This window comes from Mycobacterium sp. BK086, from assembly GCA_004362315.1.
GTDB lineage: Bacteria > Actinomycetota > Actinomycetes > Mycobacteriales > Mycobacteriaceae > Mycobacterium.
The window spans coordinates 1,844,474-1,865,202 of the sequence record SNWL01000003.1 but is presented as its reverse complement, the minus strand read 5'-3'; the positions used below and the strand labels follow the sequence as shown (position 1 = coordinate 1,865,202).

The 20,729-nt window shown below is 66.3% G+C and carries 21 protein-coding genes; 17 read left to right on the top strand and 4 right to left on the bottom strand.

Annotation, left to right across the window (positions count from 1 at the left end; translation table 11 throughout):
• The 4 genes from EV580_RS09240 to EV580_RS09225 are packed head-to-tail and all read left to right on the top strand — an operon-like array spanning position 1 to position 4,551.
• A complete protein-coding gene (locus EV580_RS09240; protein WP_133690725.1) occupies positions 1 to 1,215 on the top strand; it encodes an amidohydrolase family protein in 1,215 nt (404 codons plus the stop codon).
• 14 nt (positions 1,216 to 1,229) lie between these two features.
• The gene (locus EV580_RS09235) at positions 1,230 to 2,498 is read left to right on the top strand and encodes an amidohydrolase family protein (RefSeq protein ID WP_133690724.1); all 1,269 of its coding nucleotides are present in this window, start codon (positions 1,230 to 1,232) and stop codon (positions 2,496 to 2,498) included.
• 14 nt (positions 2,499 to 2,512) lie between these two features.
• A complete protein-coding gene (locus EV580_RS09230) occupies positions 2,513 to 3,328 on the top strand; it encodes an enoyl-CoA hydratase-related protein (RefSeq protein ID WP_133690723.1) in 816 nt (271 codons plus the stop codon).
• Positions 3,329 to 3,348: 20 nt separating this feature from the next.
• Entirely contained in the window at positions 3,349 to 4,551 is a 1,203-nt protein-coding gene (locus tag EV580_RS09225) for a CaiB/BaiF CoA transferase family protein (RefSeq protein ID WP_133690722.1), read from the top strand.
• Here EV580_RS09225 and EV580_RS09220 read toward each other — a convergent pair.
• Positions 4,548 to 5,114 (bottom strand): TetR/AcrR family transcriptional regulator, encoded by a 567-nt coding sequence (locus tag EV580_RS09220; protein WP_133690721.1) that lies wholly within the window; start codon positions 5,112 to 5,114, stop codon positions 4,548 to 4,550. The genes EV580_RS09225 and EV580_RS09220 overlap by 4 nt on opposite strands.
• Positions 5,115 to 5,252: 138 nt before the next feature.
• On the opposite strand from EV580_RS09220, the gene EV580_RS09215 reads away from it, so the two are divergent.
• From EV580_RS09215 to EV580_RS09205, 3 genes are read left to right on the top strand one after another with little or no spacing between them, the layout of a single operon-like run.
• Positions 5,253 to 6,191 (top strand): oxygenase MpaB family protein, encoded by a 939-nt coding sequence (locus EV580_RS09215; RefSeq protein WP_133690720.1) that lies wholly within the window; start codon positions 5,253 to 5,255, stop codon positions 6,189 to 6,191.
• A 24-nt stretch (positions 6,192 to 6,215) separates the two neighbouring features.
• Positions 6,216 to 6,794 (top strand): HD domain-containing protein, encoded by a 579-nt coding sequence (locus tag EV580_RS09210; protein ID WP_133690719.1) that lies wholly within the window; start codon positions 6,216 to 6,218, stop codon positions 6,792 to 6,794.
• Positions 6,795 to 6,829: 35 nt separating this feature from the next.
• Complete coding sequence (locus tag EV580_RS09205; protein ID WP_133690718.1) at positions 6,830 to 7,195, top strand: nuclear transport factor 2 family protein; 366 nt, start codon at positions 6,830 to 6,832, stop codon at positions 7,193 to 7,195.
• 38 nt (positions 7,196 to 7,233) lie between these two features.
• Here EV580_RS09205 and EV580_RS09200 read toward each other — a convergent pair whose 3' ends face one another.
• On the bottom strand, positions 7,234 to 8,592 hold the full coding sequence (locus tag EV580_RS09200; protein ID WP_133690717.1) for an adenylate/guanylate cyclase domain-containing protein: 1,359 nt from the start codon (positions 8,590 to 8,592) through the stop codon (positions 7,234 to 7,236).
• Between the two features lie 41 nt (positions 8,593 to 8,633).
• Positions 8,634 to 9,512, bottom strand: a complete 879-nt coding sequence (locus EV580_RS09195; protein ID WP_133690716.1) for a helix-turn-helix transcriptional regulator — start codon at positions 9,510 to 9,512, stop codon at positions 8,634 to 8,636.
• A gap of 102 nt (positions 9,513 to 9,614) precedes the next feature.
• Between EV580_RS09195 and EV580_RS09190 the strand changes: the two genes are divergently transcribed.
• Together EV580_RS09190 and EV580_RS09185 are read left to right on the top strand one after the other, a co-directional pair.
• Positions 9,615 to 10,649 (top strand): zinc-binding dehydrogenase, encoded by a 1,035-nt coding sequence (locus tag EV580_RS09190; RefSeq protein WP_133690715.1) that lies wholly within the window; start codon positions 9,615 to 9,617, stop codon positions 10,647 to 10,649.
• Positions 10,650 to 10,667: 18 nt separating this feature from the next.
• On the top strand, positions 10,668 to 11,645 hold the full coding sequence (locus EV580_RS09185) for an aldo/keto reductase (RefSeq protein ID WP_133690714.1): 978 nt from the start codon (positions 10,668 to 10,670) through the stop codon (positions 11,643 to 11,645).
• Between the two features lie 3 nt (positions 11,646 to 11,648).
• On the opposite strand, the gene EV580_RS09180 is transcribed toward EV580_RS09185, so the two are convergent.
• Positions 11,649 to 12,605: a LysR family transcriptional regulator gene (locus EV580_RS09180; protein ID WP_133691112.1), complete on the bottom strand. Its 957-nt coding sequence runs from the start codon at positions 12,603 to 12,605 to the stop codon at positions 11,649 to 11,651.
• A 120-nt stretch (positions 12,606 to 12,725) separates the two neighbouring features.
• On the opposite strand from EV580_RS09180, the gene EV580_RS09175 reads away from it, so the two are divergent.
• Genes EV580_RS09175 through EV580_RS09140 form a run of 8 tightly spaced genes read left to right on the top strand, consistent with a single transcriptional unit; the run spans position 12,726 to position 20,706 of the window.
• Entirely contained in the window at positions 12,726 to 13,601 is an 876-nt protein-coding gene (locus EV580_RS09175) for an SDR family NAD(P)-dependent oxidoreductase (protein ID WP_133690713.1), read from the top strand.
• The gene (locus EV580_RS09170) at positions 13,601 to 14,728 is read left to right on the top strand and encodes a sulfotransferase family protein (RefSeq protein WP_133690712.1); all 1,128 of its coding nucleotides are present in this window, start codon (positions 13,601 to 13,603) and stop codon (positions 14,726 to 14,728) included. The genes EV580_RS09175 and EV580_RS09170 overlap by 1 nt, the downstream gene beginning before the upstream one ends.
• An 8-nt stretch (positions 14,729 to 14,736) precedes the next feature.
• Positions 14,737 to 15,804, top strand: coding sequence for a DUF7064 domain-containing protein (locus tag EV580_RS09165; protein WP_133690711.1), 1,068 nt, complete (start codon positions 14,737 to 14,739; stop codon positions 15,802 to 15,804).
• The gene (locus EV580_RS09160) at positions 15,801 to 16,622 is read left to right on the top strand and encodes a mycofactocin-coupled SDR family oxidoreductase (protein ID WP_133690710.1); all 822 of its coding nucleotides are present in this window, start codon (positions 15,801 to 15,803) and stop codon (positions 16,620 to 16,622) included. Before EV580_RS09165 ends, EV580_RS09160 begins: the two co-directional genes overlap by 4 nt.
• 17 nt (positions 16,623 to 16,639) lie before the next feature.
• The gene (locus tag EV580_RS09155) at positions 16,640 to 17,410 is read left to right on the top strand and encodes an SDR family NAD(P)-dependent oxidoreductase (RefSeq protein WP_133690709.1); all 771 of its coding nucleotides are present in this window, start codon (positions 16,640 to 16,642) and stop codon (positions 17,408 to 17,410) included.
• Between the two features lie 45 nt (positions 17,411 to 17,455).
• Positions 17,456 to 18,127 carry a VldE C-terminal domain-containing protein gene (locus tag EV580_RS09150; protein WP_133690708.1) on the top strand — a complete coding sequence of 224 codons (672 nt, stop codon included), beginning with the start codon at positions 17,456 to 17,458 and terminating at the stop codon, positions 18,125 to 18,127.
• 50 nt (positions 18,128 to 18,177) lie between these two features.
• The gene (locus EV580_RS09145; protein WP_133691111.1) at positions 18,178 to 19,068 is read left to right on the top strand and encodes a DUF4349 domain-containing protein; all 891 of its coding nucleotides are present in this window, start codon (positions 18,178 to 18,180) and stop codon (positions 19,066 to 19,068) included.
• Positions 19,069 to 20,706 carry a CocE/NonD family hydrolase gene (locus tag EV580_RS09140; RefSeq protein ID WP_133690707.1) on the top strand — a complete coding sequence of 546 codons (1,638 nt, stop codon included), beginning with the start codon at positions 19,069 to 19,071 and terminating at the stop codon, positions 20,704 to 20,706.
• Positions 20,707 to 20,729 lie beyond the last annotated feature (23 nt).

Here is a 20,729-nt window from a genome sequence, read left to right as displayed (position 1 = left end):
ATGGACCGCTACACCGTCATCTCGGCGGACTGTCACGCCGGCGCCGACCTGCTCGACTACCGCGAGTACCTCGATCCGGTGTTCCGGGACGAATTCGACAGTTGGGCAGCCGAATACGTCAACCCATTCGCCGACCTCGCCGACGCCGACGCCGAACGCAACTGGGACAGCGACCGGCGTAACGCCGACCTGGACACCGAAGGTGTCGCCGGAGAAGTCATCTACCCCAACACCATTCCGCCGTTCTTCCCGTCGTCGAGCCTGTCCGCGACGCCGCCGCAATCCGTCAACGAGCTGGAGTTACGCTGCGCGGGCCTGCGTGCGCACAACCGTTGGCTGGCCGACTTCTGTTCCCTGTCGCCGGAGCGGCGTGCCGGAGTGGGGCAGGTCATGCTCGAAGACCTCGACGACGCCGTCGCCGAGGTGAAGCAGATCGCGAAACTCGGTTTGCGCGGCGGTGTTCTGCTGCCCGGGATTCCGCCGGGCAGGGACATCCCGCAGCTCTATGCCGAACACTGGGAACCGCTGTGGGCAGCGTGCGCCGAGGCGGGCGTGGTGGTCAACCACCACGGCGGCAATGCCGGGCCGAGCCCGCTCGACGGCTGGGGCAGCTCGTTCGCGATCTGGGTGTACGAGACGCACTGGTTCGCCCACCGCGCGCTGTGGCATCTGATCTTCAGTGGCGCCATGGATCGCCATCCGGACCTCACCGTCGTCTTCACCGAGCAGGGCGCCGGATGGATCCCGGCGACCCTCGACTCACTCGACGTCGCGGCGGCCCGTTACGCCCGGGAAGGCTCGGCGATCGCCCGCTTCGCCGGACCGACCGCCGGATCGCTGAGTCTCAAACCCAGTGAGTTCTGGAACCGGCAGTGCTACGTCGGCGCCAGCTTCATGCGGCCCGTCGAATGCGCCGAGCGCCACGACATCGGCGTCGATCGCATCATGTGGGGAAGTGACTACCCGCACCTCGAAGGCACCGGATTCTTCACCCGAGAAGCGTTGCGCTACACCTTCTCCGGAGTGCCGGCCGAGGAAGTGGCGGCCATGCTCGGCGGGAATGCCGCAGCCGTCTACGGATTCGACCTTGCCGCACTGAAACCCCTGACCGATCGCATCGGCCCGACGGTGGCCGAGGTCGCCGAGCCGCTGGCCGAGGTACCCGCAGGTGCGAGCAGCACCGTCTTCGAGCCCGACCCCATCCGTACCTGGTAATCGAAAGGCCCGTTATGGACCCCTATCTCATCATCTCCGCCGACACCCATGCCGAGCTCCCCACCGAGATGTATCGCGAATACGTCGACCCCGAATACCGGGACGACTTCGAGGCCTACCTCGCCGAAAAACTCGCGGCATCGCAGGCCGGCGGCTTCATCGACGAAGAATTCGCCGAGCAATGGTTCGAGGAACATGGTGAAGGCATCACCGGCGGATGGGACGTCCGACAGCGCGACAAGGAGCTCGACGGCGACGGGGTGGCCGGCGAGGTCATCTTCCCCGACGCCGACGCGGTCACCGGAGTCGCCGGCGCGCCCTTCGGAGCCGGACTGGGACAGTCCGGCGATATGGACCCGGGCCGAGCGATGGCCGGGGCGCGGGCGCACAACCGGTGGCTGGCCGAATTGTGCAGCCACAGCCCCGAACGGCGCGCCGGTGTCGCGGTGATCCCGATCCTCGCCGACGTCGACGCCGCGGTCACCGAGATCAAACGCTCCGCCGACGCCGGTCTGCGCGGCGGCATTCTGATCCCGGTGCTGTGGGGCGACTACCCGGCCTACCACGACCGTCGCTACGACAAGGTCTGGGCCGTGTGCCAAGACCTGAACATGCCGGTGCACACCCACGTGGGCCCCGCCCCGAGCGCCGACTACGGACAGCACCTCGGCATCTACACCACCGAGGTGCGCTGGTGGGGCGCGAGGCCGCTGTGGTTTGCCTTGTGGGCGGGGGTATTCGAGCGTTTTCCGAAGCTGCGATGGGGCGCGACCGAGTGTGGCGCGTTCTGGGCCAACGATCTGCTCTGGCTGATGGACACCCGCTTCCTGCGTGAGCACTCCGCAAAGAAGATGAGCAAGCTGCTCGAGGGCGACCTGACCATGCCGCCCTCAGAGTATTTCGACCGGAACTGTTTCATCGGGGCCACCACGACCGAGCGTCGGGAATTGGCGCGGCGTTACGAGATCGGCGTCTCGAACATCCTGTGGGGCAACGACTATCCGCACCCGGAGGGAACCTGGCCCAACACCCGCAAGTGGCTGCGCCACACGTTCTGGGATGTCCCGATCGAGGAGACCCGCCAGATGCTGGGACTCGCCGCCGCCGAGATCTACAACTTCGATCGCAAGGCCCTGGCGCCGCTCGTCGCGCGCATCGGACCGAGGCCTGGAGACCTGGGCCAGGACGATTCGGTGAGCATCCCCAAGTGGGAGGCCGCCCGCCAGGCCGGTCGCCACTGGCTCACCGAAGCGGAGCCGATTCCCGACCTCGTGGAGAACTGATATAGAAAGTCGTTATGAATTCGGCTGATGAGCCACACCTGAAAGTCGAACGCGACGGCAACGTCGTCGTGCTGACCATGAACAACCCGCAGCGCCGCAACGCACTGACACCGTCGATGATCACGTTGATGGCGGAGGCGTGGGACGAGATCGATTCCAATGACGACATCCGCGCCGCGATTCTGACGGGGGAGGGCTCGTCGTACTGCGTCGGTGGTGACCTCGCCGACGGGTGGATGGTGCGCGGGTCGTCGGGCAAGACGTCGGAGCCGAAATCAGAACGCAAATCCGGCGGCAGCGTCATCACCGACGGACTGCTGCTGACCCGGTCACTGGCCAAGCCTCTGATCGCCGCCGTCAACGGCGCCTGCCTGGGCGGCGGTTGTGAGATGTTGCAGCAGACCGACATTCGGGTCGCCGAAGAACATGCGACGTTCGGGCTGCCCGAAGCGAGGTGGGGTCTGATCGCCGGCGCCGGCTCGACGGTGCGGCTGAAACGTCAGATCCCCTACACCAAGGCCATGGAGATGATCCTGACCGGCGAACCGCTCACGGCGGCGGAGGCCTATCACTTCGGCCTGGTCGGCCACGTCGTGCCGACCGGCCGCTCGCTGGAGAAGGCGCGGGAGCTCGCCGCGAAAGTGGCTGCCAACGGCCCACTCGCCGTGCGCAATGCCAAGGCATCGATTGTGGCCAGCGGGTGGCTCGACGAGCCCACCGCCCGCGAGATCGAGCAGCGGCTGGTCGTCGAGGTGATGCGCTCGGCCGACGCGAAGGAAGGGCTCGCGGCCTTCAGCGAAAAGCGTCCACCGCGATTTACCGGACGATGACTGGGGAGGTTTGGGTGAGGATGGGTGAAGAACACGCTGGGCCACTGAGCGGTGTCCGCGTTCTGGAGTTGTCGATCGCCTTGACCGGCCCCTACATCGGCGCCCTCTTCGCCGATCAGGGCGCCGACGTCGTCAAGGTGGAGCGTCCCGACATCGGCGACATCATGCGATGGATCGGCCCCAGCGTCAATGGGTTGAGTGCGGTGTTCCGGGTCTGCAATCGCGGCAAGCAGTCGATCGCCGTGGATGTCCGCACCGCCGTCGGCCGGGAGATCGCCCTCGAACTGGCCGCGCAGGCCGACGTGGTCATCCAGAACTTCCGTCCCGGCGTGGCCCAACGGCTGGGACTGGGATACGACGACGTCGTCGCGATCAACCCCGACGTTGTCTATCTGTCGCTCACCGGGTTTGGCGAAGTCGGGCCCTACCGTGACCGCAGCGCGTACGACACGGTGATTCAGGCTTACGGCGGCGTCGCCTCGAGTCAATCCGGTTCGGACGGGGCGCCGATCTTCCTGCAGCAGGTGGTCGCCGACAAGGTCACCGCGCTGTATGCGAGCCAGGCGGTCACGGCGGCACTGTTGGCTCGAGCCAATGGCCGTGGCGGACAACATGTTCACGTCTCGATGGTCGACGCGGTGGTGTCGTTCCTGTGGGCCGACGCCACCGGCAACGAAGTGCTGCTCGATTCCGACGGGTCGCAGCCCTCGAGCTTCACGCAGGGCTTCAAGCCCTTCCGCTTCATCGACGGGTGGGGTGTGGTGACGCCGATCTCGGACTCCGACTTCACCGGAATGTGCCGCGCGCTGGAGGCTCCCGGGTCGGATGATCCGCGGCTGGCGACCGCTGATCTTCGAAATCAGCACCGGCCGTTGATGGCTGAGATCATGAAGTCCTGCTACGCGGGTGCGGAGAAGCTCACCGTGGAAGAGGCCACCGCGCGTTTTGAGGCCGAAGATGTGCCCTTCGCCATGATCGTGCCGCCTCACGAACTGCCTGATGACCCGCACGCCATCGAGATGGGGTTGTTCGTCGAGGCGGACGATCCCGTGGTGGGGCGCACCCGTATCCCGCGGCATCCGGCGCTGTTTGATTCCACCCCCGCTCAATTGGCCGGGCCCGCACCAGCTTTGGGCCAGCACACCACGGATGTGCTGGGGCGGCTGGGGCGGTCTGATCAGGAGAGCGAACTGCGGGAAGCGCGCATCATCGCGGGTGGCTAGTCGCTCCCGCCGGCCAGAAGGCCGGCCGACGCGAATTTCAGTCCGGCCCTCAGCTCGTCGAGACTGATCGGATCGTCGGATTCGATGTAACGCATCGTCGTTGCCACGGCCATGTTGAAGAACAGCCATGCCAGTGCGCTGGTGCTCAGCTCGTCGCGGTACTGGCTGCGGTAGTGGGTCATGTGCAGCCTGGTCATCGCCAGCAGGGTGGCGTTGAGCCCCGAAACGTTCTCGAATGCGCGGACGTGCTCGGGTCGCTCGGCGATGTAGCGGATCAGCCGGCGATTGGCGATCGTGAAGTCGATGAGCATGTCGATCGCAGACTCCATCGCCGACTCCGGCCGCTCCAGTGTGTTGGCCCGCAGCATCTCCTCGATCGCGGGAGCCTGTTGAGCGGCGATCTGCTCCACCGCGGCATTGATCATTTGATCTTTGTTCGCGAAGTACTGATAGATCGACCCCTTGCTGATGCCCGCTTTATCGGCGATCAGATTGGTCGTGATCTCCTCGGGCGCGTGCTTGTGCAGCAACATCGCGGTCGTCGAGACAATTTTTGCGACCATGTCACGGGAGCGTGCCTGCTGTGGCGCCTTACGGCGATCTGAACTGGGCTTATTAGTGCTCACGAGATGCTCCTGACGCGACTTGAATGCGACCTAACAGTCAGGTTAGCGTCTGGCCAACCGATAGGAGAGTCACTGATGACCGCCACCCCGGATCTTGACGTCCAGCAGGCCTTCGCAGATTCAGGGCCGGTCGAACTCGTTCCGCCGGACTCGCTGACCGCCGAGCACACCGGACACTGGACCTTTCTGATCCTCGAAGGCGCGGCGTTCATGATGCAGGCCATGCATCCCGTCATCGCCGAGGTCACCGGCAAGTACTCGGCCGCCTTCCACGGTGATCCCGGCGGCCGCGCCATTCGCTCGGTCGATTCGGTTCTGCGCTGGACCTATGGCGGTGCCGAGGCCGCGGCCGAAGGCGACCGGGTCCGCGATCTGCACAAGCCGATCACGATGAAGAGCGCCGAAACCGGCAAGCAGATCAGCGCTTTGAATCCCGAGGCTTACCAGTGGGTGATCGCCACCGGCTACATCGTCAACGCCCAGGCCGGACGGTTGATGATCGGCCGCGAGTTCACCGACGCCGAGAAGGACGAACTGCTGCGCGACAACCGGCGACTGGCCCGCCTGCTGCACGTGCCCATGCGCGGGTATCCCGAGACGCAGCAGGAGATGGCCGATTATTACGAGGCCATGATCGACACGCTGCAGGGAACGCCGCAGGCGCTGCAGTTGATTCAGGAACTGAAGGCCGGCTACGTCGAGGTGCCGAAGACGGTCCCGACACCGTTGGCCGGCCTGGTGCGGGCATCGTTCAAGCCCGCGCTGCGGCTGAACTACCTGTCGATCGTGGGTCTGTTGGATCCCCGTCTTCGCGAGAAGCTCGGCGTCACCTGGAGCGCTGGCGAGGAACGTCAGCTCATGCGCAGATACACCGCGATCCGCACGGCCTATCGGGTGCTGCCGGATCGGCTGACCTACTTTCCGCTGGCCTACCACGCGCGTAAGCACCACGAGTGCCTGGAGAAAATGAAGAAGCGTCAACAGAAGTCGTTCGCGTACAACCTGCCGAAGTAACCCGGATAAGCAGAGTATGGAGTGATGTTTCCATCGACTCCGGCGGCTGACGCTGCGCTGGCGGTAGCGACCAGGTTCTACACGCCCGCACTGTTCAACCACTGCGTGCGCTCGTATCTGTGGGGCGTGACGTATGCCGCCACGCACAGCATCACCTTCGACGACGAGCTCTACTACGTGTCGGCGATGCTGCACGACATCGCCCTGACCGAGCCCTTCGACAGTCACCGAATGGTTTTCGAGGAGGCGGGTGGCGCGCTCGGATGGGTTTTCGGAATCGCCGCCGGTTGGCCCGTCGAACGGGCGGCAAGAGCCGAGGAGATCATCGTCTTGCACATGCGCGATGACGTCACGGCGGCCGCCGATCCGGAGTCGCATCTGCTGCAGGTCGCCACTGGCTTGGACGTCGCGGGTCGGCGCCCCGAAGCGTTCGCCCCGGCCGAACGAGCGGAGGTCCTTGCGGAGTATCCGCGATTGGGATTTGGCCGGGAGTTCTTGGCGTGCTTCGAGGATCAGGCCGTGCGCAAACCGGACAGTGCGGCTGGAGTCTTGGTCGCCAACAACGCCGCCGGACGCATCGGAGCCAATCCGCTCGACGGGTAGGAATACACAACAGCCTTCGACCGGTTGGAGACAGGGTGACTGAGCGAATCATCGAGCTTCTGCAGCGAAATCTTCAAGAGGTCTTCGGCGAGGGCGACGCGGCGCGGCGGCGTGCCGCCGTCGAGGAGTTCTACACCGACGACTGCGTTGTCCACACTCCCGACGGAATCCTGGTGGGCCTGGACGCCGTGGACGCGTTCGCCGGCGAATTGCGGTCCACCCATCCCGATTTCGTCTACGCCGATCGGGGCGAACCGGCCGTGCTGCACGACACGGGATTGCTCGCGTGGGGCTCGGGTCCTCAGGGTGAGCCGCCGGCGTACACCGGGCTCGACCTCATCCAGGTGCGAGACGACAAGATCGCTGTGCTCTATGTGTTCTTGAATCCCAAATTGGCCTAGTGCAGCAGCGGAACGTCAGCTCGTACAGGTGCACGGCTTCACCCCCGTGGCGATGTGACATCGAGGACACGGAAAAGCTCGCACGGCTCGGTGATGCCCTTCAACGTGTGCGTTCCGCGCTCTTCAAGCGTGATGCCGGAGCCGGCAACAAGATTGCGCACCGCGGCCGATACTACGACCTCCGAGTTCCGCGCCACGCCTTGGACACGCGCAGCCTGATGGACGGTCATTCCCGCCACATCCTCACCGCGCGTTTCGATTTCGCCGGTGTGCAGCCCGGCCCTGATCTCGATCCCCAGCTCTGATCGGACCCGATCGCTGAGCGCCCACGCGCAACGCACGGCGCGGCTCGGGCTGTCGAAGGTCGCCAGCATGCCGTCGCCGGTGCTCTTGATCCAGCGTCCCCCGCAGATGCCGATCTCGATGCGGCACAGGTCATCGTGGCGATCCAACGCGTCGCGCCAGGCGGTGTCGCCGGCCCTTGACGCGTGCACCGTCGAATCGACGATGTCGGTGAACAGAACCGTGGCGAGTTTGCGCGAGTGGTCGGCGTTCGGGCGGGTACCGGTGAGAAACTCCTCGATCGCGTCGGCATAGGTGTTGCGGGCGCTGAACCAGACGGCGTGGTCGTCGGTCGGCACTTCGAGGAATCGAGCACCCACGATGTGCTCGGCCAGATAGCGGCCACTCTGGATTGGCACGACTCGATCCCCGGGAGCATGCATGACGAGAGTCGGCGCATAGATCGCGGGCAGGACGTGGCGGACGTCGAGTTCGGCGATCAGCCGGCCGAACTGGGGGAGCTTCGACCGTGCGACCGCCGACCGCTCATACCGGGCCACCCAGCGTCGGAAGCCGGGTTGATGGGCCATGGACGGGGCCATGTTGCGGGCCGAGGCGATGCCGGTGCCCCACAGCAACGGACCGAACCGCAAGAGCAGCGACAGCTGTCGACGGGTCGGCGCCCACGGATGGTCGTCGCAGCGCGCCCAACTCGCGAAGCTACCGCTGAGAATCAGGCCTTCGGTGCGCTCGGGATACGTCGCGGCGAAGAACGCGGCCAAGGTGCCGCCCTCCGACCAGCCGAGCAGGACCGCGCGGTCCACGGCTTCCGCGCGCATCACGGCGTCAAGATCCTGGACCCGCGCGTCGAGAGACGGGAGCGGCAGTGCGCGGTCGGACGTTCCGGTGCCGCGCTTGTCGAACTGGATCACCCGGCAGAACGACCCGAGGTGTTCGAAAAAGGCGGCTGCTTGCGGGTTCTCCCAGATGACGTCGATGTTCTGGGCGAACCCGAGAACCGTGATCAGCGTGCGCTTTCCTGAGCCGAAGGCCTGATAGCCGATGCGAACGCCGTCGGCTTCCGCGAACCGGGTTTCGGGGCGGGTGAGCGTCACATTCGCAAAGTACAAATCGGCGTGGCGTCTTCGCCGACTTTTCAGCCGATCTCCGACCGCAGATTGTCATGGCTGGCGGCCCAGGAAGCCAGCAATTTGAGTCCGTCGGAGGTAGGGGTTCCCGCCGCGGCGGTGTAGATGTTCAGCTGCAGGCCCGGCTCCGACGGCAGCTCCATGGCTTCGAAGTCCAGATCCAGCTGGCCGACCACCGGATGGCGCAGCCGCTTGCGGCCCGACCGGTGGAATCGAACATCCTGTGATGCCCAGTTCTTCCGGAAAAGCTCACTGCGCGTTGATAATTCACCTACCAGGGCGATGAGGTCCTCGTCGTGAGGATTGCGGCCCGCTTCCATCCGCAGCATTGCCGCCGCGTCGCGCACGACCTGGTCGTAGTCGACGAAGAACTCTGTCGCCGCGGGATCGAGGTAAACGAAGCGCGTGGTGTTGGCCGGGCGGCGCGGATCGGCCAGCACAGGGGCATAGAGTGCGCGGGCCAACTGATTCATCGCGAGCACGTCGTGGCGGCCGTTGCGAATCCACGCCGGTGCATCGGTGATGGCGTCGAGGACCTGTTGCAGCACCGGACGGACGGTCGCGGCGGACTTGGGTTTGCGGCGCCTACTCGGCGGGCCGGATTCGCGGGCCAGCGCAAACAGATGCTCTCGTTCGGCGTCGTCGAGGTGCAGCGCCGACGCCAGCGAATCGAGAACGCTCTCCGAGACGCCGGACAGATTGCCGCGCTCCATGCGGACGTAATAGTCGATCGAAACACCGGCGAGCAGTGCGACCTCTTCGCGCCGCAACCCCTTGACCCGCCGGTTGCCGCCGTAGGCCGGTAATCCGGCCTGTTCAGGGCTGATCCGGGCGCGGCGCGAACTCAAGAACTCGCGCACCTCGCGACGCATGTCGATCGTGCCCACAACTTCACGGTAGAGGCACCCGGCCACGGCCGGGGGGTACTGCTGGTACCCCGAATCACCGTCCCTGTTCGGGGTACAGGCGAGCGACCTAATGTCGAGGGCATGCGCGCAACCGTCATGTACGAGGCTGGCGACGTCCGGGTGGAGAACGTGCCCGACCCCACCCTTGAGAACCCCACCGACGCCATCGTGCGGGTCACCCGAGCCTGCATCTGCGGCAGCGACCTGTGGCCCTATCAATCCATGCCGCACAAGGACGGCGGACGCCGGATGGGCCACGAGTTCATCGGCATCGTCGAGGACGTCGGCGCCGATGTCGCCGGGTTGCAGCGCGGCGATCTGGTGGTCGCCCCCTTCGTGTGGGCCGACAACACGTGCGACTTCTGTCAAGAGGGCTTGCAGACGTCGTGCCGCCACGGCGGTGGCTGGGGTGCGCGGGGCGTCGACGCCGGACAAGGCGAAGCGGTCCGCGTCCCGCAGGCGCAGGGCACGCTGGTGAAGCTTCCGGTCGCTGCGGATTCGGCATTGATGCCGTCGTTGCTGACGTTGTCCGACGTGTTCTGTACCGGCCACCACGGCGCGGTGACCGCTCGCGTGCGGCCCGGGGCGTCGGTCACCATCATCGGTGACGGCGCGGTTGGGTTGTGTGCGGTGCTGGCCGCCAAGCGCCTTGGCGCCGAACGGATCATCCTCAACGGCCGTCACACTGACCGCACTGATCTGGGGCGCGATTTCGGCGCGACCGACGTGGTCGCCGAGCGCGGCGACGAAGCCGTGGACACGATTCGCGAGCTGACCGGCGGCGACGGCACCCACGCCGTCATCGAATGTGTCGGGACCGAGCAGTCACTGGTTACCGCCCTGGGTTCAGTCCGCGCCGGCGGGGTCGTCAGCCGACTCGGGGTGGCTCAATACCGCCAGGCGCCAATGGGATTCGACATGATGATGCGCAACATCACCCTCACCGGCGGCGCGGCGCCCGCACGGGCCTATATCGAGGAACTCATGCCCGACATTCTCGACGGCACCATCGAACCCGGCCGGGTCTTCGACCGCACGATCGGCCTCGATGAGACGCCTGAAGGCTACCGCGCCATGGCCGATCGCGCAGCTCTGAAAGTCCTTATCCAACCCTAGATTCAGGAGACCTCAGCCATGAAGCACGTTCAGCTACGCGACCTCGACGTTGCGCGTATCGGCCTCGGTGCGATGGGCATGTCGTTCGCTTTCACCGGCGCCGGCAGCGACGACGACGAATCGATCCGCACCATTCACCGCGCGATCGACCTCGGCGTGACACTGATCGACACCGCAGAGATCTACGGCCCCTACCTCAACGAGGAGCTCGTCGGGCGCGCACTCAGGGGCCGCCGCGACGACGTGGTGCTGGCCACCAAGTTCGGCATGATCTCGCACACTGGTCGAGGCCAGGGGCAGCTGGACAGCAGCCCGGCCAATATCCGCACGGCGGTGGAAGGTTCGTTGAAGCGGCTCGACACCGACCGGATCGATCTGTACTACCAGCATCGGGTCGATCCGGATACTCCCATCGAGGACACCATCGGCGCCCTGGCCGATCTGGTGGCCGAGGGCAAGATCCGCCACATCGGGCTCTCCGAAGCTGGAACCGCAACGATCCGGCGCGCCAACGCCGTTCATCCCATCACCGCATTGCAGTCGGAATATTCGTTGTGGACCCGCGACCCCGAGCCCGAGACTCTGCCGCTGCTGCGGGAACTCGGCATCGGGTTCGTGCCGTATTCGCCGCTCGGAAAGGGCTTTTTGACCGGCGCCATCCGCTCGACCGACCAGTTCGACAAGACCGACTTCCGGGCCACCAACCCACGGTTCACCGGCGAGAACTTCCAAGCCAACCTGGCCATCGCCGACGAAGTGGCGGCGATCGCCGCCGAGGTCGGTGCCACGTCGGCGCAGGTCGCGATCGCCTGGCTGCTCACCAAGGGCGACGACATCGCGCCGATCCCGGGTACCAAGCGCGTCACCAGACTCGAGGAGAACGTCGGCGCCGATGCGGTCGAGCTGACCGCCGAGCAGGTCGCCAAGCTCGACAATCTCACGCCGGCATCGGGGGAGCACCACACCGAAGCGCAAATGGAGATGATCGGCCGCTGAAACCTATTCGCTCAGTGTCGGATTCCAGTTCGGTGCTGACACGAACTCGGCCTGCCAGCGCCCGGATTTGATCAGCGCGGCCACCTCGTCACGAATCGTGGTCCCGACCTTCACCATGACCTCGCGCGGCAGGTCGAGCTGGGCGGTCGCGGCCACGCCGAGGCGCTGCGTCAAGGTTGGTTCGACGATGGGCGCGAATCGCATTCGGCCCTGGTCGATTTCGCGACGGCACGCAGACGGCGGCAGCATCGCATACACCAGCCCCGCCTCGACCAGACTTTTCATCGCCGATACCGAATCGGTCGTGGTGCGGTGGTCCACAGTGACTTTCGCCCGCAGCGCCGCATTCTGCAGCAACGTACCGATCCCGGCCGACGATCGGGGAATCACCAGCGGCAGGGCGACGGCGTCGACGAACCGGAGGGGCTGAGCCGGGTCGAGATTCGTCTCCGGCCCGCCCACCAGCACCAGATCCTCGGCCAGCAGCTCGCGGTAGAACACCCGGTCGTCGGGCACCGGATTGATCACCGCCACATCCACCACGCCCTTGAGCATGGCCTCGACCAACTGCTCGGTGCTGCCGGTGGCCACCGAGAACGTCGCATCCGGGAAGACGGCGGTCAGACTGCCGAGCAGCGGCGCGGCCAGCACGTCGACCGATGTCTCCAGCAGACCGAGCAGCATGTTGCGGTTGAGTCGCGCGACCGGGGACCCCGCGTACTGCACGGCCAGTTCCAGCTGCCGTAGCGGGCCGGCCGTCGATGCGCGCAGCCGTTCGCCCGCCTCCGTGAGCTCGACTCCGCGCCGCGTCCGCCGGAACAGAGCAATGCCGAGATCGTCTTCCAGCAGCTGGAGTTGACGGCTCAGCGCGGGCTGGGCGATACCCAGCACGCCGGCCGCTCGCGTGATCGATCCCTCTTCTGCGATCCGCAGGAAGTACTTCAACCGATGCGTGTCCATCGTGATCAGAGGTATACCAGCCATCGAGAATCGGCATGACTGAACCCCGCAATCGGTATTACCTCTCCTATCGAAGTGGCCCCTATCGTCGGCAGTCGTAGGCACGTGAGAGGAGAACCAATGACGGTTCAGGACGACGCTTCGGCCATCGCGGCCTTGAATCTCGACAGTCTGCCGCGCCACATCATCGACAAACGGGTCACCGAGCTGATGGACCTGACCGGCAAGAAGGCATTCGTGACCGGTGCCGGCGGGGACGGACTGGGGCAGGCCATCGCCAATCGACTCGCCGGTCTGGGTGCGGACGTCGCCCTGATCGGGCGCACCTTCGAAAAGGTCGAGCGCCGTGCCAAGGAGATCGAGCAGCGCTGGGGAGTGAGCGCCTTCCCGGTGAAGGCCGACATGTCGGACTGGGATCAGGTCCACGAGGCGGTCCGCGTTGCGCATGGCGAACTCGGCGGCCTGGACATCATGATCAACAATCCGGTGATGGTGGTCGGCGGACCGTTCGAGAAGCAGACCAAGGCCGATATCGACCACACCGTGTTGGGCAGCCTGACGATGATGATGTACGGCGCGCACGCTGCGCTGGAATTCCTGCTGCCGCAAGGCTCCGGCAAGATCATCAACATCGGCTCGGTCGGCGGCCGCATCCAGCAGCGCGGCCTGGTCGTCTACAACTCGTGCAAGGCCGGCGTCATCGGGTTCACCCGCAACCTGGCCCATGAGGTCGCGCTGCGCGGTGTCAACGTTCTCGGCGTAGCTCCCGGCATCATGATCAAGCCCGAGATGATGGAGTACCTCCTGCGTCCGCAGAACGAGCAGCACCTGGCGGGCCGCGGGGCGATCCTCGAAGCGATCACCACTCAGGTCCAACTCGGCCGGGCATCGCTACCCGAAGAAGCCGCGAACATGGTGGCTTTCCTGGCCTCCGAGGCGGCCGACTACCTGTGCGGGCAGACCATTGATGTCGCCGGCGGGCAGTGGATGGGCTGATGGCCTCCGTCGCCGAGCTCAAGGCAAGGGCCGAAGAACAAACGGGACTGGTCGATTTCGGTGCGGACTCGTTCGAAGAGGGTCTGGGCATCCTGCTGGCCTCACTGGACGACGAAGCCCGACTGAACGCCCGCGGTGAGGCCTTCATCTACCACCGCATCACCGGATACCTCGCCCAGCGCCTGCAGGTGGAGGACTGGTACCGGCGCCATCCCGAGATCGACGAGACGCCCATCGTCGCTCCGCTGATCGGACTGGGCTTGCCCCGCACCGGATCTACCGCTCTGTCAATGCTTTTGGCACAAGACCCCGACGTCCGGTATCTGCGGCGGTGGGAGTCGTCGCAGCCCTGCCCGCCACCGTCGACCGTGGTCGGTGTCGATCCCCGTGTGCCGGCGGACAAGGGTGAGATGATCGGCACCCGCTACCACGTGCCCGCCGACACGCATGGACCGATGGAATGCCACGAACTGATGGCACTGGATTTCACGTCGCACCTTTTTCAATCCTTCGCCCAGGTTCCGGCCTACGCGTCATGGCTGATCGAAAAGGCTGATCTGTCAACGACGATGGCCTATCAGCGACGGGTCATGAAGCTGCTGCAATGGGGCGAGCCCACCCGGCCGTGGCGCCTCAAGTGCCCGTCGCACGTGCTGTGGCTCGATGCCGTCGATGCGGCCTTCCCCGACGCCAAATACGTGATGACGCATCGCGACCCGACCGATGTCATCCTGTCGGTGGCCGACCTGTATGCCGACATCATCGGAACCTTCACCGATGACATCGACCGGCCCTATATCGGCAGGCTCAATGTCGAACACTGGTCACTCGGCATGGACCGGGCCCTGCAATTCCGGGCCGACGGCGCCGAAGACCGCTTCTACGACATCGACTTTCGCGCGATGCAAGCCGACCCCATCGGTGAGGTCACCGGGTTGTATACCTGGCTGGGCGTGCCGGTGTCCGACGAATTCGCGCAACGGATGGGCAGCTGGTGGGAGGAAGCCGCCAACGAACGCGAACCCAGCTCACATGCCGACCTGAAAGCATTCGCCATCGACTTCGACCAGGTTCGGCCTCGCTTCGCGCGGTACGTCGATCACGCCAACCGCTGGACAGAACACTAGGAGTTGCCATGCCGACCGATCTGACCGGCGGGATCGACCCGTCTCGGGAATACGTCTTCGCCGACCGCCCCGACAACCCGGAGATGCGGGACTCGGTCAGTTTCTGGACCGTCGACGATCAGGGCCGAATCGGGTTGCCCCGCATCGGGATCGAGGCCGTCGCCGCGAACTGGGACAACCACGAGACGCAGATCAACATCGCCTTTCCGGACGGGCGGGTGTACCGGCTGCGCGACGGCGGAGCATCGCTCCCGCCGCAGGGGCCCGACGGCAAGCCCACCGTGCTGGGCGCCGGCGGGCTGGCGTTTCGCTGCGTCGAGCCGTTCGGCAACTGGACGATGACGTACGACGGCAAGGCTGTTCAGACCTCGTCTGCCGATCTGGTGGCGGGACGGACCGGTGGTCCACTGGTCGATGTGGCCTTCTCCGTCGACGCGACGATGGCGGTTCCGCCGTGGATTCAGGGCGCGCTGCAGCGTGACGCGGGTGAACAGATCAAGAAATCCGTCGAAGGCGATCTGATGGGCGGGCCCCGCTACGAGCAGCTGTTCCGGGCCCGCGGGTCGGTGACCATCGACGGGCAGACGCAGGACTTCACCGGCAGCGGATTGCGAATTCGCCGCCAAGGCGTTCGCAAGCTTGCCGAATTCTGGGGTCACGCATGGCAATCCGCACTGTTCCCCAGCGGCAAGGCGTTCGGCTACATCGCGTATCCGCCGCGCCCTGACGGTCAGCCGACCTTCAACGAGGGCTATCTCTTCACCGGCGAGGGTGGCCTGATCCCGGCCCGCGCCGTGCAGGCACCGTGGCTGACCACGCTGCAGGACCTCGGCGAGGACGTGTCGGTGGTACTGGAGACAGCCGACGGCACTGTGCACATCGAAGGGGAGACGGTGTTCTCCACGCACGACATCCACCACAACGACAACACCTTCTCGGTGCGGGAGATGAAGAAGGAGAACCCGAATTTCCCTGCGCTGCAACAGGCCGGCGTTCGCTACCGGTGGGACGGCGAGGAGACCTACGGCATGCTCGAACGGTCCAACCCGATCGAGAAGATCGACCTGGGGCAGTGACCGCTCGGCTCGCCGGCAAGGTCGCACTGGTCACCGGGGCGGCGCGCGGCCAGGGCAGGGCGCATGCCCAACGGCTCAGCGCCGAGGGAGCCGACGTGATCCTCGTGGATGTGGCGGGACCGCTACCGGCCAGCGTCCCCTACGATTCCCCGACCCCCGAAGATCTCGCCGAGACCGCCCGGTTGGTCGACGCCAACGGGCAGCGTGCGGCTGCGGCCAAGGTCGACACTCGCGACGCCGAGGCACTGCGTGCGGCGGTGGACGATGGAGTCGCGCACCTCGGCAGGCTCGACATCATCGTCGCGAACGCCGGAATCTGTTGTCCGTCACCGTGGGACCGGATCACCGACGAGGCGTTCCGCGACACGATCGACACCAACGTCGTCGGGACCTGGAACACGGTGACGGCCGGCACTCGCCACATCGTCGACGGCGGCCGCGGTGGCTCGATCATCCTCGTCGGATCGGCTGCGGGAGTAAAGATGCAGGCCTTCATGGTTCACTACACTGCCAGCAAGCACGCCATCACCGGCATGGCTCGCGGACTGGCCGCCGAACTCGGCCGCCACCACATCCGGGTCAACAGCCTGCACCCGGGCGCGGTCGCGAGCCCGATGGGCACCGGCCGCATGCGCGATGCGCTTCAGGGCGCCGCGGAAAGCTATCCCTATCTCCAGGGCATGCACAAACCGCTGCTGCCTGAGGGGATCGCGCAACCGGAAGACATCGCCGACGCGGTCGCCTGGCTGGCCTCCGACGAATCGAAATTCGTGACAGCGACGGCGGTTTCGGTCGATCTCGGCGTCGCGTTCTGCTGACAGGAGGAGGGACAACGATGCGAGGACTGGAAGGCAAGACGTTCATCGTCGCCGGGGGAGCCACCGGCATCGGTGCCGGAACCGCCAAACGGCTTGCCGCAGAAGGTGCGTCCGTGGCCGTCGGTGACGTCAACATCGCCGGCGCCGAGACCACCGTCGCGCAGATCACCGAATCAGGCGGCAGCGCCATCGCGGTGCAATTCGACCTCGCCGACGACGACTCGATCCGAAACCTCGTCGACGCCACCATCGCCGAGTTCGGCGCAGTCCACGGCCTGGACAACGTCGGCGCCGACCTGTCGGAGACCAACCTCGGCCGGGACACCACGATCCTGGACACCCCGTTCGACGTCTGGCAGCGCACCCTGGACGTCAACCTGCTCGGCTACGTCCGGACGATCCGCGCGGTGCTGCCCCATCTTCTGGAGCGGGGCGGCGGTGCGATCGTCAACACCTCCTCGGGGGGATCGCTGGGCACCGACCCCATGCACGTCGCCTACAACGCGGCGAAGGCCGGGATCAACCAGATCACCCGGCACGTCGCCAACAACTACGGGGCGAAGGGAATTCGGAGCAACGCGCTGATGCCCGGTCTGGTCATGGGGGAGACCCAGGAACGGCAGAACGACCAGCAGATGCAGCAGATGTTCCTGATGGCGGCGAAGGTGACCCGGCTGGGTAAGCCCTCCGATCTCGCGGCGGTGACGGCGTTCCTGCTGTCCGACGAGGCGGAATGGATCAACGGACAGACCTGGTACATCGGCGGGGCTTCGCACATGCGTCAGTAACCGAGCCCGCGAAGGTTGCCACACCGGGTCGGTGAGAGCAGTAAAGTGCTGCTCGTGGCTGGAGTGTTCGCCGGTGCCCGAGGTCGCTGGCTCGCGGTGGTGGCGTCGGTCGTCGTCGCCGGGGGCATGTTCTATGCCCAGAGCACCGAGAAGCATTCCGGCGTTGCCGCACCTGCTGTTTCACCTGCAGCCCAGGCATCGGCGGTACCCGACGCGCCCCGCGTCGCCCAGCCCACGGAAGCCGAACTGCTGGCCGCGAGTGCACCTGTCTCCGCCGCCGACTTCCAGCTTGCCCTGCCGCGCGGCCTCGCGCCCGAGCAAGGTTTGCAGACCCACACGATCTGGGTGGCCCGAGCCATCAGCGTGATGTTCCTGGAGATCAAGACCATCGGCGGCTACCGCCAAGACCCGTTGCCGTGGCATCCGAACGGTCTGGCCATCGACGTGATGATCCCGAACTACCACACTCCGGAGGGCATCGAACTCGGCAATCAGATCGCCGGATTCGCCCTGGCCAACGCGAAACGGTGGGGCGTGCTGCACGTGATCTGGCGCCAGGGCTTCTATCCGGGCATCGGCGCGCCGAGCTGGACCGCAGACTACGGCAACGAGACCGCGAACCATTACGACCATGTCCACATCGCCACCGACGGCGGCGGATATCCGACCGGGCGGGAAACCTATTTTCTCGGATCGATGCGCTCGGAACCGGCATAACTACCATGGGCCACGTGCTGCGGACATCGTGTGCTCGCCTGGCGGTTCTGATGGTTGTCGGTGTGGCCGCGCTGGTCGGTTGTAGTGGTCCTTCCGTTCGACCGCCGACCGCGCCGGTCAGCTCGGACTCGAGTGCGAAAGAGGCCGCCGGAGCGCCCATGCCGCAGGACGCGCCGGGCTCGCCACCTTTGGTCACGCGCGATGTGGTCAAGACCGCGGCGATGACGATCTCGGTGGCCCAGCCTGCGGAGGCCGCCGACAAAGCCGCCGTGCTCGTCGCGAACGCGAACGGCCGTGTCGACAACCGCTCGGAGGACGCGGGATCGGGCACGGGACGGGCCCGCGCGACGGTGGTGTTGCGGGTTCCCGCCGCCAAGCTCGACGACGTTCTGCGCGAATTGAAGGGCCTGGGCACCGTCGAACACGTCGAGATCACCTCCGACGACGTCACCGCGCAGCGCGTCGACCTCGACGCCCGGATCAAGGCACTCCAGACATCGGTCGACCGGCTGCTCGGCATCATGCGCGACGCCAAAGACCCCGATGCGCTGATCAAGGCCGAGGGTGCGCTGTCGGAACGCCAGGCCGAACTCGACAGCCTCCGCGCACAACGCGAGGCCCTCGGTGACCGCATCGACTACAGCACCGTCAACGTCACGTTCGTCGCGCAGACCATCGGTGGCCCCGCGCCGACCGAGTATCGCGGCTTCGTCGGCCAGATCGAACGAGGTTGGGACGGCTTGGTTTCCGTGATCGGCAACCTGGTGCTCCTGTTCGGTCTGCTGCTTCCCTGGCTGGCGGTGCTGGCCGTCCTCGGTGTGATCGGCTACGGCGTGTTCCGGGTCGTGAGTGCCCGCAAGCCTGCGCCGACCCCGCCGGCTCCGCCGGCTCCACCGGCTCCGGCAGATCCTCCCGCCGAGGACGAAGTCGTACCCAGCTAGATGGCCACTCGTCACGATCGGCCGTGGCGGCGCCCCGGCGCTACCGCCTATGCCCGCAGGAGGATCCGGGCCTTCCTGCGGCCGCCGATCACCGTCGTCCCAGCGCCTGCCGACCTGATCAAGGATCACGACGTCGCGGTGCCGATGCGTGACGGAGTCACGTTGCGCGTCAACGTCTATCGCCCGCCGGGCGACGGCCCGTTCCCGGTAATCATGTCGGTGCATCCCTACGGCAAGGACAAGTTGCCCCGGCGCACTCGACGGGGCTGGCGGTTGAGCTTCCAGTTCCGGATCATGAATCAACCGGAGCCCTATCGTATTTCGAGCGAGACCGGCTGGGAGGCCCCCGATCCGGTCGAGTGGGTGGCGCGCGGCTATGTCGTGGTCAACGCCGACTCCCGCGGCGCGGGAACCTCCGACGGTGTCGGGTCGCTGCTGTCCGACGACGAGGCCCGCGACGCCTACGACCTCATCGAGTGGGCCGGGACGCAGTCCTGGTCCAACGGCCGGGTGGGGATGCTCGGGGTGTCGTATCTGGCGATCTCCCAATACAAGACGGCCGCATTGCGTCCGCCGCACCTCGCCGCGATCTGCCCCTGGGAAGGGTTCACCGACGCCTATCGCGACTTCATGACACCGGGCGGTGTCCCCGAGCGCGGCTTCTCGGTGATCTGGACTGCGATCACCCGCCGCAACGCCCGACTGTCCGTCGACCTCGGCGCGCAGCGCCGGCACCATCCGCTGCACGACGCCTGGTGGCAGTCGATCACCCCCGACCTGGGCCGCATCGAGGTCCCAATCCTGGCCTGCGCCAGCTTCTCTGACCACAACCTGCACAGCCAGGGCTCCTGGCGGCTGATCGAGCGGGCGGGCTCCCCCGAGTGCAGCGCCTACACCCACCGCGGCGGCAAGTGGGCCGTCTTCTACGGTGACGACGCACAGCGTGCGCAGACCGCCTTCTTCGACCGCCACCTGCGCGGGGTGGACGCACCGGCACCGCCCCGGATTCGCCTGGAGGTGCGCGAAAGCCACGACACCGTCGTTGCCGTCCGCGACGAGCAGGAATGGCCGCTGGCCCGCACCCAGTGGACGGCGCTGCACCTGGGCGACGACGGCTCCCTGGCGGGCGCCGAACCGTGCACGGCGGGTGCGGCGGCCTTCGGGCTGCGCCGCCAAGCCATTGCGTTCGCGCACCGCTTCGATCGCGACACCGAGCTCACCGGCCCGATGAGTTTGCGGCTGCGCATCTCCCTGGATGGCGCCGACGACGCGAATCTGTTCGTCGGCGTGGAGAAGTGGAGCGGCGGGCGTTACGTGCCGTTCGAGGGCTCCTACGGGTATGGCCGGGACCGGATCGCCGATGGCAGGCTGCGGCTGGCGCAGCGGGACTCGCTGGATGCTCTGCACCCGCTGCGACCGGGGGAGATCGTGGCTGCCGACATCGAGCTCAGCGCCTCATCGACGCTGTTCCGCGCGGGCGACGAGCTGCGGTTGATCATCGCCGGGCGCTACCTCGAGCCGTTCAATCCGGTGTTCGGGCACCTGCCCGCGCGCTACGCGCCGAGCCGCCGTGGCCGTGCCGTCGTGCATTGGGGGCCGGGCGCCTCGGCGCTGACCGTCCCTGTCATACCCGGATGAGAACGTCGTCGCGTCGGCGTTGG

Coding starts and splice junctions, on each gene's coding strand:
- EV580_RS09215 (WP_133690720.1), top strand. CDS start 5,253: ATGACCGCCACCCCGGATCTTGACGTCCAGCAGGCCTTCGCAGATTCA.
- EV580_RS09235 (WP_133690724.1), top strand. CDS start 1,230: ATGGACCCCTATCTCATCATCTCCGCCGACACCCATGCCGAGCTCCCC.
- EV580_RS09170 (WP_133690712.1), top strand. CDS start 13,601: ATGGCCTCCGTCGCCGAGCTCAAGGCAAGGGCCGAAGAACAAACGGGA.
- EV580_RS09225 (WP_133690722.1), top strand. CDS start 3,349: ATGGGTGAAGAACACGCTGGGCCACTGAGCGGTGTCCGCGTTCTGGAG.
- EV580_RS09190 (WP_133690715.1), top strand. CDS start 9,615: ATGCGCGCAACCGTCATGTACGAGGCTGGCGACGTCCGGGTGGAGAAC.
- EV580_RS09220 (WP_133690721.1), bottom strand. CDS start 5,114: ATGGTCGCAAAAATTGTCTCGACGACCGCGATGTTGCTGCACAAGCAC.
- EV580_RS09240 (WP_133690725.1), top strand. CDS start 1: ATGGACCGCTACACCGTCATCTCGGCGGACTGTCACGCCGGCGCCGAC.
- EV580_RS09145 (WP_133691111.1), top strand. CDS start 18,178: ATGGTTGTCGGTGTGGCCGCGCTGGTCGGTTGTAGTGGTCCTTCCGTT.
- EV580_RS09155 (WP_133690709.1), top strand. CDS start 16,640: ATGCGAGGACTGGAAGGCAAGACGTTCATCGTCGCCGGGGGAGCCACC.
- EV580_RS09165 (WP_133690711.1), top strand. CDS start 14,737: ATGCCGACCGATCTGACCGGCGGGATCGACCCGTCTCGGGAATACGTC.
- EV580_RS09210 (WP_133690719.1), top strand. CDS start 6,216: ATGTTTCCATCGACTCCGGCGGCTGACGCTGCGCTGGCGGTAGCGACC.
- EV580_RS09175 (WP_133690713.1), top strand. CDS start 12,726: ATGACGGTTCAGGACGACGCTTCGGCCATCGCGGCCTTGAATCTCGAC.
- EV580_RS09230 (WP_133690723.1), top strand. CDS start 2,513: ATGAATTCGGCTGATGAGCCACACCTGAAAGTCGAACGCGACGGCAAC.
- EV580_RS09140 (WP_133690707.1), top strand. CDS start 19,069: ATGGCCACTCGTCACGATCGGCCGTGGCGGCGCCCCGGCGCTACCGCC.
- EV580_RS09180 (WP_133691112.1), bottom strand. CDS start 12,605: ATGGACACGCATCGGTTGAAGTACTTCCTGCGGATCGCAGAAGAGGGA.
- EV580_RS09185 (WP_133690714.1), top strand. CDS start 10,668: ATGAAGCACGTTCAGCTACGCGACCTCGACGTTGCGCGTATCGGCCTC.